The sequence below is a fragment of the Dickeya aquatica genome, assembly GCF_900095885.1.
Lineage (GTDB): Bacteria > Pseudomonadota > Gammaproteobacteria > Enterobacterales > Enterobacteriaceae > Dickeya > Dickeya aquatica.
On the sequence record NZ_LT615367.1, the window covers coordinates 1,116,647 to 1,131,435 of the forward strand.

The window sequence follows — 14,789 nt, forward strand, 5'->3', positions numbered from 1 at the left end:
GAGGAATATTGCATAGACAGCCTGACATGGGCTGAGTAATTTGTGATCTGTATCATGTTATTGCCGACGGTGTACCCAAAAAGCTCACCGGTTTTACGGCGTTTTGTCTGTCGGCTGGGCGATATGGCTGCCCGGCTGTTTAGTTTTTGGAGGAATAAGAATTATGGCAGGTTCGGCACGCGCGGTGATGGTCGCCAGGGGGTTGCAGACCATACTCAATGTCGGTTTGCTGGTGCTGGCGGTGATTTTGGTGGTGTTTCTCGGCAAGGAGACCTGGCATTTGGCGACGGTGTTGCTGGTCAGCAATGAGAAAGAGTCCTCCTATATGCTGATTGAAAGCCTGGTGATTTATTTTCTTTATTTTGAGTTTTTGGCGCTGATCGTGAAGTATTTTTTGTCGGGCTATCACTTCCCGCTGCGCTATTTTATCTATATCGGCATTACGGCGATTGTGCGCCTGATTATTGTTGACCATAAAAACCCGGCTGACACTTTCACCTATTCCGGGGCCATCCTGATCCTGGTCGTCACGTTATATCTGGTAAACAGCCCGCGCCTGAAACGGGAGTAGCGATGGGTTTGGGCTGGTACAAAGAAAAGGGCCAACTCAAGGGAGATTGAGCTGGCCTAAGGAGGTGGTTCCTAATGTAGGACGATGTCACTACGCTTAATTTTTTTGTTCTGTATTTTCTCAGCGCTGCAATAATAACCAGTTGACCGTGCGATTGATGTGACCAGATTCTAAAAAATGTCACATTAGCGGTGAAACTGTCATCTTTTTCACAGGGTTTCTCACTGAGCGTGCGGATTGCGGGTGCTGGTGCCAGGTAAGTTACGCAGCAGCAAGGCGTATTCCAGCGCGATGTCATCAGGGACGGGCAAATAAACGATGTGGCCATCTCCTGGTGCAACGTCAACCGGCTGACCTTTCTTATTGAGCAAGGTCGTCACGGTAAACTGGATATTACCGCCCGGTGTCATCATCTCCACGCTGTCGCCACACGCAAACTTGTTTTTGACGGCGACTTCGGCTAAGCCGTCGCGGCGCTGGCCGGTAAATTCCCCGACGAACTGCTGGCGATCGGAGACAGAATAACCGTACTCGTAAGTCTGGTAATCTTCATGCACATGGCGGCGCAAGAAACCTTCGGTGTAACCGCGGTGCGCCAGCCCTTCCAGCGTTTGCAGCAGGGTCGGGTCAAAGGGTTTGCCCGCGGCGGCATCATCGATGGCCTGACGATAAACCTGCGCTGTGCGGGCACAGTAGTAGAACGATTTGGTGCGGCCTTCAATTTTCAGTGAATGGACGCCCATTTTGGTCAACCGCTCGACATGCTGAATGGCGCGCAGGTCGCGGGAGTTCATGATGTAGGTACCGTGCTCGTCTTCAAAAGCACTCATGTACTCGCCCGGCCGCTGGCTCTCTTCGAGCATGAACACTTTATCCGTTGGTGCGCCGATGCCGAGCGTCGGTTCAACGGTGGCACTGTCTATCTCTTTGATGGCAATCGGGTCATGAAGATGCACGATGTTACCGGTGTCATCCTCTTTGCCCTCCTGCACGTTATACTCCCAGCGGCAGGCGTTGGTGCAGGTGCCCTGGTTTGGGTCGCGCTTGTTGATATAACCAGAGAGCAGGCAGCGCCCGGAGTAGGCCATACACAATGCCCCGTGCACGAAAATCTCCAGCTCCATTTCCGGCACCTGAGTGCGGATTTCCTCAATTTCCTCAAGCGACAGCTCGCGTGAGAGGATGACCCGGCTCAACCCCATCTGCTGCCAGAATTTCACCGTCGCCCAGTTTACCGCATTGGCCTGTACTGACAGGTGAACCGGCATCTGTGGAAAGTTTTCCCGCACCAGCATGATGAGCCCTGGGTCAGACATGATGAGCGCATCCGGCTGCATGTCGATAACGGGCTGCAAGTCACGCAAGAACGTTTTCAGCTTGGCGTTATGAGGGGCAATATTCACCACCACATAGAACTTTTTCCCCAGCGCATGCGCCTCGCTGATGGCTTGCGCCAGCGTCTGGTGGTTGAATTCATTGTTACGCACCCGCAGGCTGTAACGGGGCTGGCCGGCGTAAATCGCATCTGCGCCGTAAGCAAAGGCGTAACGCATATTTTTCAGCGTACCGGCCGGAGACAGTAATTCTGGTTTGAACATGATTTCTCTCGAGTCTGATCACAGGTCAGGCTGCTCCCGTCAGGGAGCAGTTAAAGGCGGCCGATTCTAGCGCCAACGGCAGTAAAAATCAGTAGTCAGCTTACAAAAAGTAGGCCTTGTATGAGGAACCGCCGGGGGCTCTCGGGGTGTCGGGCACGCAGTGACCGGTGCCGGGGCGTCATTTTCATGACTGATGCCACTTAATACCGGGCGACCCCGGCAGAGGGGCCAATCTGTTCACGCCCGTGGGGGCGTTCAAAGTCCACTAGCGGCCCTTTGGGGATGATCCCGGTCGGGTTCAGCCACAAGATACTGTAGTAACCGGTTTTGATGTGCCCGATGTTGACCGTCTCTTTCACGCCCGGCCATTGGTAGAGCTCGCGCAAATACCCGGCGAGCTGCGGGTAGTCTTCGAGGCGGCGCAAGTTACATTTAAATGCGCCATGGTAAGCGGCATCAAAACGAATCAGTGTGACGAACAAGCGCCAGTCGGCTTCGGTCACGGTATCACCGGCCAGATAACGGTGTTGCTCAAGGTGTGCCTCTACGGTATCAAGCGCTGTAAACAGATTGACGACAGCGTGTTCGTAGTGTTCCTGTGTTTTGGCAAAACCGGTTTTGTAGACCCCATTGTTGATATGGTCATAAATCAGGCTATTCCAGTGGTCGATGGCTGGTTGCAGCGTGGGTGGGTAGAAATCCAGCGTGTTGCCTGTCAGTGAATTAAACGCATGGTTGAACAGGCGAATAATCTCTGCCGATTCATTGTTGACGATGCGGCCTTCTTGCCTGTCCCACAGTACCGGGACGGAGACTTTCCCCGTGTAGTGCGCATCGCTGGCGGTATACAACTGATGCAGGTAACGCACCGGCTCGACTTTATCGCCCGCTTCTTGCGGTGTGCTGAACTCCCAGCCCTGATCGCCGATACGGGGTTCGGCCACCGACAGGTGCACGGCTTGCTGCAACCCTTTCAGATTGCGAAAAATCAGCGTGCGTGATGCCCACGGGCACAGGTAGGAGACAAACAACTGGTACCGCCCCGCTTCGGGGGAGAGTTCGGTGTCACGAAACCGGGTTTCCTGGCGATGAAACGCCCCGCCTTTGATCTCTTCGGCGGCGACGTCGCCATTCACCCATTTGCCATTCACTAATCCCGACATGCTCACCCTCATCATGGTTATGATACTGATGCCTATGCTAGCAGGTGGAAACAAGGTGGAAATTGCAAATTTTTAACGGAGTCGGACAGTTTCTTTGATGGTAGTTTGTCGGGAAACAGCGGCTGCACTACTCCGGTGTTTCCTGGCTGGCCGCTGCCTCCCAGCGATAGCCAATACCGTACACGGTGCGGATGAACGAGGTTTCCCGGTCAAACATCTCCAGTTTACGCCGCAGGTTCTTGATATGGCTATCAATGGTGCGGTCTGTCACAACCCGGTAGTCATCATACAGATGATCAAGCAACTGCTCGCGTGAGAACACCCGGCCCGGTTCGGCCGACAGGGTTTTTAACAACCGAAATTCGGCAGGGGTTAAATCGAGCTGTCGGCCCAGATAGCTTGCCTGATAGCGATGCTGGTCGATGAGCAAAGCAGACACCGCATCATTGGCTTTAGGCTCATGTTGCCAGCGGCAGCGGCGTAGCAAGGTTTTCACCCGGGCAACCACTTCACGCGGGCTGTAGGGTTTACAAATGTAATCATCAGCGCCAATTTCCAGCCCAAGCAGCCGGTCAATTTCATCGCTGCGTGCTGTCACCATAATAATGGGGACGTTGGAAAAGCCACGGATTGCGCGGCACAGTGTTAACCCGTCGCGTCCCGGCAGCATTAAATCCAGCAGGATTAACTGGCAGGGGTGCTCGCGTACCCAGGGTTCAACCTCATCGCCCTGGGTTAACCAATGGGTGGAATATCCCGAAGCTTGCAGGTAATCCACCAGCAACTGCCCAAGTTTGGGTTCATCTTCTACTATCAGTACCGGCTGGGTGTCATCACCTGCGGGGACAAGAGACGATGCGGTCATGTGACTTACCTGTTCTGGTAGAGGTGTAAGGGCAGCTCGACGGTGAGGTGTACGCCGCCAAGCGGTGAGTGGCCAGCATACAGGCGTCCTTCGTGTGCCTCAATGATGTTGGCGCAAATGGCAAGCCCAAGGCCTGACCCACCGCTGGCGCGGTTACGGGAGCTTTCGGCGCGGTAGAAACGCTCAAAAATGAGCGATAACTGCTCATCCGTAATGCCGGGGGCGCTGTCGTGCCAGTGAATAACCAGCCACTGCGGGCGTAATTCAGTCTCGACTTCCAGCCGACCGCCTTCATCAGTATAGCGCAGGCTGTTTTCCAGCAAATTATTGAACAATTGGCTCAGGCGATCCGGGTCGCCAAATACCACAGCCTGTGGGTGCAGGCAGGTGTGAAGGGCAATCTGTTTATGGTGAAAACGTTCGTTAAACGCGGCGAGCGAAACCTGTAACAGTGTCGTGACGTTCACCGCACTTTTACGGTAAGCCAGTGCGCCCACATCCGAGAGCGATAGCTGGTGCAGGTCATCGACCAGCTTGGCCAGCATCACCACTTCCGCCTGCAACGAACTGAATGCGGCCGTATCGGGTTTGCGCACACCATCTTGCAAGGCTTCGAGCTCACCGCGCAGCACCGCCAGCGGCGTTCGCAACTCATGGGAGATATCAGCCATAAACGCCCGGCGAGACTGCTCGTTTTTCTCCAGCGCCGAGGCCAGTTGGTTAAAGTCCTGCGCCAGACGCCCCAGTTCATCGCGTTCATTGCCGCAGACCCGGGTACTAAAGTCACCGCCGGCTAACTGATGAATACCGTTAACCAGCCGTTTCACCGGGGCCAGCAAGCCGCGTGACAAGAGCCAGGTGACGACGGCAGCCAGCAAGGTAGTGAAGGCCACTATCAGCCAACTGGTTCGTTGCTGTTGCTGGTCAAAGTTGATATCAGCGCTGCGGGTGAGCCCTTCGACCGGCGCGCTGACAATCCAGCCAACGGTGCGTTGCCGGACGACCAACGGTAACGTTGTGCTATCGCCAGGAAGTGGTACCGGAGGGCCGAGCAGTCGGTTACGGTTTTCATCGAGCACCCAAAAGCGGGTACGCCAGCCTTGTAATGCTTCATTGCTGTTTTGATCAAGGGTGCGGATCATCGAAAAAATGCCTTGATCCCGGCTGCGCAGAAATTCCCAGTCACCGTGCAACTGATATTGTTCTTCCAGCAACTCTTTAATTTGGGTCGCGCGCTGTTCATTGCCGTGGCGAATGTAGTCGATAAAACCCTTTTCAAAACTGAGCCTGACACCGAAATGCATGATGATAAGCACCAGCATGCAGGTGGAAAAAATCGCCAGAAACATTCTGGCAGTGATACCGAATCGCATTATTGGCCTCGGGAAGTGCGTGTCAGCGTCGTCTGGGGAACGACCTCTTTAGGCGCACGGATGAAAATCAGCGCCGGAAAGGCCATCACCGCCACCATGCAGAGGTAGGTATAAAGAAACACGCTGTGGGTTTGCTGCGCGCCTGCCACCAGATGCGTATGAGCGAACAGGCCCAGTAACATGCCAGCGAGCGTGACGCCCATACTGGTCGAGAGCTGCATCGACATCGACAGCAGACTATTGCCACCGCTGGCCAGTGTGTCGGGCAGGTCTTTGAGTGTCAGCGTGTTCATCGTAGAAAACCGGATGCCGTTTACCATGCCGACCAGTAGCAGCACCACCGGCATCATCCAGTGCCAGTTCATCATGGCGACCAATGCAAACAGCAGCGTCGCCAGCGCCAGCATCAGCGTAGAGGCGACCAATACATTGCGATAGCCAAAGCGGTTTACCACCATCACCACCAGCCGTTTCATGCCCATATTGCCGAGCACTAAAGGGATCATCATCATGCCGGCATGAAACGGTGAGTAACCGAGCCCGAGCTGTAAAAACACCGGCGTCATGAACGGCAGCATGCCGCTGCCAATACGCGCCAGCCAGCCGCCAAACAGCCCGATGCTAAAGCTGCGCGTCTCAAACAAGCGCAGATTAAACAATGCGTGCTCATTCTCTGTGGCATGCCTCCAGTAGATAAGCAGCGCCAGCAGCCCGGTCACTACCAGTGCCGATAATGCCAGTGTGGATAAGCCAAGGCTTTTTTGCCCATCAAGCGCCAGCGTCAGGCTGCCCATGGCCACGACCAGATAGAGAAAACCCGGCACATCAAAGCGGCGGGCGGGCAGGGTAAAATTGGGCATCAGTAACCAGGTGGCGATGGCACCCATCACACCGACCGGGATGTTAATCAGGAAAATCCAGTGCCAACTGGCGTACTGCACCAGAAACCCGCCCAGGGTTGGCCCCATCAGTGGCCCAATCTGCCCTGGCAGCGTCACGAATGTCATCGCCGCCATGTATTGATCGCGCGGCACCAGTTTCATCACCGTCAGGCGACCAATCGGCACCATCATCGCACCGCCAATTCCCTGAATTACCCGTGAGCACAGTAATGCATCGAGCGTTTGCGAGCGGGCGCAGAGTAACGAGCCGAAACTGAACAATACAATGGCGCAAAAGAAGATATTGCGCACGCCCAGCCGGTCGGCCAGCCAGCCGCTGGCAGGCAGTACCATGGCGACCGTCAGCACATAGGCGACAATCACCGCATGCATATTCAGCGGGCTTTCATTAAGGCTGACTGCCATGGAGGGCAGGGCGGTGTTGACGATGGTGGTATCCAGCGTCTGCATGAAAAAACCGAAGGCCACAATCCACAATTGCCAGCGAACGGAGGCAGGCGGCTGACTGGTCATGCTCGGGGCAACTCCTGGGAGGGCTCGGCTCCCTGATGCTGCCGGGGCTTAGCCCCGGCGAAGTATTGAATAATAAAAGGCATTATATGACAGCGAGGTACGGCCGAATAAGAGGCTATCGCATAATGCCATTACGATGGTTTCAGGCCAAAGGGACGTGTTGCTTGCGGGCTTTTGACCGGCGTAGCCGCTGCCCGAGACTATCAAAGAACAGATATACCACCGGGGTGGTATAGATAGTCAGCAACTGGCTCATTACCAGCCCGCCAACAATGGTAATACCCAGCGGCTGACGCAGTTCCGAGCCATCGCCGCTGCCGAGCACCAGCGGTAGCGCGCCAAAGAGTGCGGCCATGGTGGTCATCATTATCGGGCGAAAGCGCAGCATACAGGCGCGGAAAATGGCCTCGTGCGCTGATAGTTTGCCTTCACGCTGCGCCACCAGCGCAAAATCCACCATCATGATGGCGTTTTTCTTCACGATACCTATCAGCAGCAAGATACCTATCAGCGCAATCAGGCTAAACGGCTTGTTAAACAGCTCCAGCGCCAGCAATGCCCCGACACCGGCGGAAGGCAGTGTGGAGAGAATGGTGAGCGGGTGCGCCACATTCTCATACAAAATGCCCAGCACGATGTAGACCGTGATAATGGCGGCGATAATCAGCACGATTTGTGAGTGCTGTGATTGCTGGAAGGCCAGCGCCGTACCCGCAAACTGGCCGCGAATGGAGGACGGCACGCCCAGTGAGGTCATGGTGCGTTCAATCGCTGTTGTGGCATCTGACAGGCTGGCACCTTCCGGCAGGTTAAACGAGAGGGTCGCGGCAGCGGAAAGCCCCTGATGGTTAACAGCAAGCGGTGTATTGGCGGGCCGCCAGTGGGCAAAAAATGACAACGGGATCGGCTTGTTGTCATTGTTAATCACAAACATTTTGTCGAGCGATGTCGGATCCTGGGTATAGGCCGGGTCAACCTCCATCACCACTTTGTATTGGTTCATGGGCTGATAGATGGTGGAAATTTGCCGCTGACCGAAGGCGTTATTCAGTAGCGCATTCACCCCGGAAACATTAACGCCCAGACGTGCCATGGCATCGCGATCGTATTCCATCATCAGCTCAGCGCCTTTGTCTTGCTGATCGGAACTGACATCCGCCAGCTCTGGCAGCTTGGTCAGGGCGTCGCGGATTTTTGGCTCCCAGGTACGCAGTACCGCCAGGTCATCCGACAACAGTGAATACTGATACCCGGCGTTGGCCTCGCGCCCGCCGATGCGCACATCCTGCACAGCCATCAGGTACAGGTTTGCCCCCGGCTCTTTGGCCAGTTTCGCGCGTAACCGTGTTATCACCTGTTGTGCGCTGACATCGCGCTCTGCAAGCGGCTTGAGGCTGATAAACATCGAACCGCTATTGGTGCGCATACCGCCGGTAAAACCCGTGACATTATCAACAGCCGGGTCAGCACGCACGATGGTCATAAAATCCTGTAGCTTTTGTTTCATTGCCTGAAACGAGATGCTCTGGTCGGCTTGAATAAAGCCCATCAGTCGCCCGGTGTCTTGCTCAGGGAAAAACGTTTTGGGAATGGTGATATAGAGCCAGACACTGAGGCTGATGGTGCCCAGCAACACCAGCATCACCCAGCGAGTATGGTTAAGCACCCAGCGCAAGCTGCGACCATATCCTTGCTGTAATCCCAGCAGCAGCCGGTTAAAACCGCGGGTGCGTGGCTGGCTGCGCGGTGCATGTGTACGTAACAGTCGCGCGCACATCATGGGGGTCAGGGTAATGGAAACCAGCAGTGAAATCAGAATCGCTACCGAGAGCGTAATTGAGAACTCTCTAAATAACCGCCCCGGCAGGCCATCCATAAACAGCAAAGGAATAAACACCGCAATCAGTGACAGACTCATGGATACGACGGTGAAACCGACTTCCCGTACCCCTTGCAATGAGGCCGGCAACGGTTTCATACCCGCTTCAATATGGCGGGAAATATTTTCCAGCACCACTATGGCGTCATCCACCACAAAGCCCGTGGCGACCGTTAACGCCATCAGCGACAGGTTATTCAGACTAAAGCCACACAAGTACATGGCAGAAAAGGTGCCAATCAGTGATACGGGCACGGCAATAGCTGGAATCAGGGTGGCGCGGGCCGAGCGCAGAAATAAAAAGACCACCAGGATCACCAGCGATACGGCAATAGTCAGCGAGCGCTCCACATCGCGCAGCGAGGTACGTATAGTCGGCGAGCGGTCTTGTGCAATGTCCAGATTAATCGATGCAGGCACCATCGCGCGTAATTCTGGCATGGCGGCGCGAATGGCATCGACGGTGGCAATAATGTTGGCATCCGGTGCCCGGCGAATCAGCACCAGAATCGCCGGTTTGGCATTGGTCATCCCGGCATTGAGTACGTTTTGTACCGAATCCTTAACCGTGGCCACATCGCTCAGTCGCACTGCGGCACCATTATTGTAATGGATAATCAGCGGTTTATACGCATCGGCGGTTTTCAGCGCATCATTGGTCTGGAGTTGATAGTGCTTACTGTCGCTGTCCACACTGCCAACGGGCTGTCGCACATTGGCCTGCGCAATCGACTGGCGCACTTCATCGAGTGAAACCCCTTGATTAAAAAGCGCCTGAGGATTGAGGGATACCCGCACGGCGGGCAGTGAGCTGCCACCAATAGTGACATCACCCACCCCTTCAATTTGTGATACCCGCTGAGCGATTTGAGTTGAGGCATAGTCGTAGAGCTGGCCGGGGCTGTAGGTATCTGAGGTCAACGTCATTATCACCACCGGCGCATCTGACGGGTTGACCTTGCGATAATAAGGGCGGCTTGGCATGTTACTTGGCAACAGACTCTGGGCGGCGTTGATCGCCGCCTGAACATCACGAGCGGCCCCGTTGATATCTCGCTCCAGCGCAAATTGCATAATAATACGGGTACTGCCAAGGGAGCTCATGGACGTCATTTCGTTCACGCCCGCAATGCGCCCCAGCGAGCGCTCAAGCGGTGTTGCGACCGAGGAGGCCATGGTTTCCGGTGAGGCACCCGGCATTGAGGCGGTGACGGAAATCACCGGATAATCGACCTGTGGCAGCGGTGAAACCGGCAGCAACTGATAGCCAAGCAGACCGCACAAGGCTATCGCCAGCGCCAGCAACGTGGTGGCGACCGGACGGTGGATAAACAGCGCGAAGAACTTCACTGTATTTCCCCTTCCTGTTTTTGTGCCTGGCGGCGGCGTAAACGGTGAGCCAGCCGGTCAAACAGCAGGTAAATCACCGGGGTGGTAAATAGGGTCAATACCTGACTCATCACCAGCCCGCCCACCATACAGATGCCGAGCGGGCGGCGCAGTTCTGCGCCAACACCGGTGCTGAACATGAGCGGTACGGCACTGAGCAAGGCGGCCATCGTCGTCATCAGGATCGGGCGAAAACGCAGCAGACAGGCTTGATAAATCGCCTGATATGGCGGCATGCCCTGCTCACGCTCTGCGGCCAGCGCAAAGTCGATCATCATGATGGCATTTTTCTTCACAATACCAATCAGCAGGATGATACCGATGATAGCGATAATATTCAGATCACTGCCTGCCAGCATCAATGCCAGCAGCGCCCCCACCCCGGCGGTAGGCAAGGTGGAGAGGATAGTAACCGGATGAATAAAGCTTTCATACAACACCCCGAGCACGATATACATCGCCACAATCGCGGCGACCACCAGCCAGATGGTGCTGGTCAGGGCTGACTGAAATGCCAGCGTACTGCCCTGAAAGCGGGTGATGATGTCGCTTGGCAACTGCATTTGTTGCTGGGTTTGTGCAATAGCGCTCACGGCATCGCCCAGTGCATAACCGGGTGCCACATTGAATGAAATGGTGGTAGAGGGGAACTGGTCAATATGGTTTATCGACAAAGGCCCCTGGCGCTCTTCAAGGGTGGCGATGCTGCTAAGGGGAACGCTGCCGCCGGTGCTGTTAATCAGCCGGACAGCATTGAGCGAGGCCAGGCCGTCATTGTTGTCATGCTGCTGTTCCAGCACCACCCGGTACTGGTTTGACTGGGTATAAATGGTTGAGATAAGCCGCTGGCCGAAAGCGTTGTACAGCGCGCTGTCTATCTGTGACATGGTGATGCCCAGGCGGCTGGCGCTGTCCCGGTTCACTTTGACATACGCGACCGCGCCGCCTTCTTGCCAGTCACTGCTGACATCCTGCAACTGCGGCAGCTTTTGCAATTCGGCGGTCAGTTTCGGTACCCAGGTGCTGAGCTCGCCGAGCGACATGGTTTGCAGCGTAAACTGGTACTGTGTCCGGCTGACTTGCGTGTCGATGGTGAGATCTTGCACCGGTTGCAGATAGAGTTGCACGCCAGGTAGTGCGGCTGTTTGCTGCTGCAAGCGCGCGATCACTGCCTGAATGCGATCGTGACGTTCATCCAGCGGTTTGAGGTTGATTTGCAGCCGCCCGCTATTGAGCGATGGGTTCGTGCCATCGACACCAATAAACGAAGAGATACTCTCGACCGCCGGGTCTTTTAGAATCAGGCGGCTGACTTGCTGTTGTTTATCCACCATGCCGCTAAAGGAGATGGTTTGTGACGCCTGCACGCTGCCTTGAATGATGCCGTTGTCCTGAATCGGGAAAAAACCTTTTGGGATAACGATATACAACACCACCGTCAGGGCCAGTGTGCCAATGGCTACCCCAAGCGTCAGCCAGGGATGGCTTAACACCCGGGTCAGGCCGCGGCCATAAAGGGCAATAACCGCATCAAAAAAGCGCTCGCTGGCACGCGTGAAGCGGTTTTGGTGCGTAAGCGCCTGATGGCTAAGCAGGCGGGCGCACATCATTGGTGTGAGTGTGAGTGATACGACCGCCGAGATAAGAATAGAAACCGCCAGCGTGACCGCAAACTCACGGAACAGCCGGCCAATAATATCTCCCATAAACAGCAGAGGGATCAGTACCGCAATCAACGAGAAGGTCAGTGAGATGATGGTAAAACCGATTTCTCCGGCCCCTTTTAGCGCGGCCTGTAACGGTTTTTCCCCTTTTTCGATATAGCGGGCAATGTTTTCGATGACCACAATCGCATCATCGACCACGAAACCGGTGGCGATGGTTAATGCCATCAGCGTCAGGTTGTTGATGGAAAAACCGAGAAAATACATTGCGGCAAAGGTGCCAACCAGCGACAGCGGCACGGCAATACTTGGGATCAGTGTGGCGACTGCGTTACGCAAGAACAGGTAAATCACCATCACCACCAACGCGATGGCCAGCAGCAACTCGAACTGCACGTCGTCTACCGAAGCGCGGATGGTGGTCGTGCGATCGGTCAGCAGGCTGATGTCTACCGATTTGGGCAGGCTCGCTTTTAGCGCAGGCAGCAGGCTGCGGATATGGTCTGCGGTGGCGATAACGTTAGCGCCAGGCTGACGCTGAATATTCAAAATGATGGCCTGATGTTGATTAGACCAGGCTGCCAGACGGGTGTTTTCCGGCTCCTGTTCAACGTCAGCGACATCTTGTAACCGCACTGGCGCACCGTTTTTCCAGCTAATGATGAGCTGGCGGTAGTCATCCAGTGAACGCATTTGATCGTTGGCCGATAAGGTGACCGATCGAGCCGGGCCATCAAAGCTGCCCTTCGGCGTGTTGACGTTGGCGGCGGTAATAGCGGTGCGCACATTCTCGCTGCTAAGGCCATAGGCTGCCAGTGCCCCAGGGTTCATTTTCACCCGCACTGACGGACGTTGACCTCCTGCCAGTGTTACCAGCCCGACGCCTTCCACTTGCGAGATTTTTTGCGCGATGCGCGTTTCTATCATGTCTTGTACCTGCGTCATCGGCAGCGCCGTTGACGTGACCGCCAGTGTCATGATGGGCGGGTCGGCAGGGTTGACTTTGCTATAGGTTGGCGGAAAAGGCAGGTCGGTTGGCAGCAAATTGGTCGCAGCGTTAATGGCTGCCTGCACATCCTGCTCGGCGACATCCAGCGAAAGTGAGAGCTGAAATTGCAGGGTTATCACCGAAGCCCCGCCCGCGCTCTGGCTCGACATCTGTTTCAGGCCAGACATACTGCCAAACTGGTGCTCCAGCGGCGCGGTGACGGCTGAGGTCATGACATCCGGGCTGGCACCGGGATATAAGGTAACAACCTGAATGGTGGGATAATCAACTTCCGGCAGTGCGGAAACGGGCAGCGCACGGTAGCCGACAATCCCGGCCAGCAAAATGGCTACCATCAGTAACGTTGTCGCAATCGGCCTGAGAATAAACAGGCGAGACGGCCCCCCACCGGTCACGGGGGTGGGGTCTTGTATCGGCGTAGTCGTCTCCTGCATCAGGATTTCTCCGCATTACGCTGATGTTTCTCGCCGCCGGCGGTGGCATGGGGCTCAGCCGCTGCGGGAGCCAGCACCTCAACACGAGCCCCTTCCGTTAGCCTGTCTATACCGTCAGTGACCACTCGCTCACCGGCGTTAAGACCGCTGGTGACGACCGTTTGTGGCCCGTACTGAATGCTGGTTGTAATGATGTGTTTGCTGACCTGATCTTTGTCGTTCAAGACCCAGACGAAATGACCTTCATTGCCCATCTGAATGGCAGCGGAAGGGGCGACCACCACATTTTGCAGCGTATCGACTTTCATTTTGATATTCACAAACTGGTTGGGGAACAGCGTGTCATCGTTATTTTCAAAGCGGGCTTTCAGTTTGACGGTGCCGGTGGTGGTGTCTATCTGGTTATCCATACTCAGCAAGCGCCCCTGAGAAAGGCGCTGACGATTTGCGCGATCCCAGGCTTCCACCGGTATTGGCTGGCCCGATTTTTGTGCTTTCAGTACCGTGGCGATATCGCTTTCAGGCACGGTAAACACCGTATCGATGGGGTGAGTTTGTGTCAGTACCAGCAGGTTATCGGTGCTGGTGACATAGTTACCGATATCTATCTGCCGCAGACCGACGCGGCCGCTAAACGGTGCGGTAATGCGGCTATAGTCGAGTTGTAACTGGGCGCTGGCAACTGAGCCCTGGTCTGATTTCACCGTGGCCTCATACTGGCGCACCAGTGATTCCTGAGTATCCAATTGCTGGCGAGAAACCAGACCTGTTTTGGATAACTGCTGATAGCGGGAGGCGTCTTGCCTGGCGTTAACCAACAGCGCCTGATCTTTGGCCAACTGTCCTTGAGCCTGTGTCAGTGCGACCTCGAATGGCCGCGGGTCAATCTCTGCCAGTAAGTCACCGGCATTTACCTGTTGTCCTTCCTGAAAGTGAATGGCCATCAGTTGACCGCTGACGCGGCTATGTACCGTAACGGTGTTCGCTGCGGTCACGGTGCCCAGCGCAGACAGGTAATAAGGCACTGAAGAAGAAGAGGATAGCGCCGCTTGTACTGGCGGTGGTGCAGAGGAACCCCGGCGACCACCCCCGTTACGATTTTGACCCTGACGCGTTGTTTGCTGTGCAGTTGCCGCTGTGCTGGTCGCCTCTTCTGATGGCGTAACGTGCCGCCAGATAAAGAATGCTGCAATAATCACAGCAGCCAGCATAACTAAACGAAATAAGCGTGTGGCATTCATAATAATGAACGGAACCTCCAATCAGCACAGGCAAACATAAGCCCATGAAACACTGAATATTATGATACTAGTTTAAACATCAACTGGAGGACAAAAGATGGAGGAAATATGGAAGATATGTCAGGGTTTGTAGAAAAAAGTCCCCGATGTAAACCACATCGGGGACGCGATAAACCAATCTGAAGCCG

Annotated in this window: 9 protein-coding genes; 1 reads left to right on the top strand and 8 read right to left on the bottom strand. The window is 55.2% G+C overall.

What is annotated here, in order from left to right:
- Nucleotides 1-163 precede the first annotated feature (163 nt).
- The gene (gene psiE, locus DAQ1742_RS05135; protein ID WP_035343509.1) at nt 164-571 is read left to right on the top strand and encodes a phosphate-starvation-inducible protein PsiE; all 408 of its coding nucleotides are present in this window, start codon (nt 164-166) and stop codon (nt 569-571) included.
- A gap of 221 nt (nt 572-792) precedes the next feature.
- Here the strand turns inward: psiE and trhP are convergent, their stop codons facing one another.
- From trhP to DAQ1742_RS05175, 8 genes are all read right to left on the bottom strand, one after another.
- A complete protein-coding gene (trhP, locus tag DAQ1742_RS05140) occupies nt 793-2,169 on the bottom strand; it encodes a prephenate-dependent tRNA uridine(34) hydroxylase TrhP (protein ID WP_035343506.1) in 1,377 nt (458 codons plus the stop codon).
- Nucleotides 2,170-2,369: 200 nt separating this feature from the next.
- Nucleotides 2,370-3,332: a glutathione S-transferase family protein gene (locus tag DAQ1742_RS05145; RefSeq protein ID WP_035343504.1), complete on the bottom strand. Its 963-nt coding sequence runs from the start codon at nt 3,330-3,332 to the stop codon at nt 2,370-2,372.
- A gap of 127 nt (nt 3,333-3,459) precedes the next feature.
- Nucleotides 3,460-4,197, bottom strand: coding sequence for an envelope stress response regulator BaeR (baeR, locus tag DAQ1742_RS05150; protein WP_035343503.1), 738 nt, complete (start codon nt 4,195-4,197; stop codon nt 3,460-3,462).
- 5 nt (nt 4,198-4,202) lie between these two features.
- A complete protein-coding gene (gene baeS, locus DAQ1742_RS05155) occupies nt 4,203-5,570 on the bottom strand; it encodes an envelope stress sensor histidine kinase BaeS (protein WP_035343502.1) in 1,368 nt (455 codons plus the stop codon).
- On the bottom strand, nt 5,570-6,985 hold the full coding sequence (mdtD, locus tag DAQ1742_RS05160; protein WP_035343500.1) for a multidrug transporter subunit MdtD: 1,416 nt from the start codon (nt 6,983-6,985) through the stop codon (nt 5,570-5,572). The genes baeS and mdtD overlap by 1 nt, the downstream gene beginning before the upstream one ends.
- Nucleotides 6,986-7,127: 142 nt before the next feature.
- A complete protein-coding gene (mdtC, locus tag DAQ1742_RS05165; protein ID WP_035343498.1) occupies nt 7,128-10,214 on the bottom strand; it encodes a multidrug efflux RND transporter permease subunit MdtC in 3,087 nt (1,028 codons plus the stop codon).
- Nucleotides 10,211-13,360: an MdtB/MuxB family multidrug efflux RND transporter permease subunit gene (locus tag DAQ1742_RS05170; protein ID WP_180706243.1), complete on the bottom strand. Its 3,150-nt coding sequence runs from the start codon at nt 13,358-13,360 to the stop codon at nt 10,211-10,213. Before DAQ1742_RS05170 ends, mdtC begins: the two co-directional genes overlap by 4 nt.
- Entirely contained in the window at nt 13,360-14,601 is a 1,242-nt protein-coding gene (locus DAQ1742_RS05175) for an MdtA/MuxA family multidrug efflux RND transporter periplasmic adaptor subunit (protein WP_035343495.1), read from the bottom strand. Before DAQ1742_RS05175 ends, DAQ1742_RS05170 begins: the two co-directional genes overlap by 1 nt.
- Nucleotides 14,602-14,789 lie beyond the last annotated feature (188 nt).

Bases quoted from the DNA above. Each gene is read 5' to 3' on its own strand.
- baeS (WP_035343502.1), bottom strand. From the start codon at position 5,570: ATGCGATTCGGTATCACTGCCAGAATGTTTCTGGCGATTTTTTCCACC.
- DAQ1742_RS05175 (WP_035343495.1), bottom strand. From the start codon at position 14,601: ATGAATGCCACACGCTTATTTCGTTTAGTTATGCTGGCTGCTGTGATT.
- psiE (WP_035343509.1), top strand. From the start codon at position 164: ATGGCAGGTTCGGCACGCGCGGTGATGGTCGCCAGGGGGTTGCAGACC.
- trhP (WP_035343506.1), bottom strand. From the start codon at position 2,169: ATGTTCAAACCAGAATTACTGTCTCCGGCCGGTACGCTGAAAAATATG.
- DAQ1742_RS05145 (WP_035343504.1), bottom strand. From the start codon at position 3,332: ATGTCGGGATTAGTGAATGGCAAATGGGTGAATGGCGACGTCGCCGCC.
- mdtD (WP_035343500.1), bottom strand. From the start codon at position 6,985: ATGACCAGTCAGCCGCCTGCCTCCGTTCGCTGGCAATTGTGGATTGTG.
- baeR (WP_035343503.1), bottom strand. From the start codon at position 4,197: ATGACCGCATCGTCTCTTGTCCCCGCAGGTGATGACACCCAGCCGGTA.
- DAQ1742_RS05170 (WP_180706243.1), bottom strand. From the start codon at position 13,360: ATGCAGGAGACGACTACGCCGATACAAGACCCCACCCCCGTGACCGGT.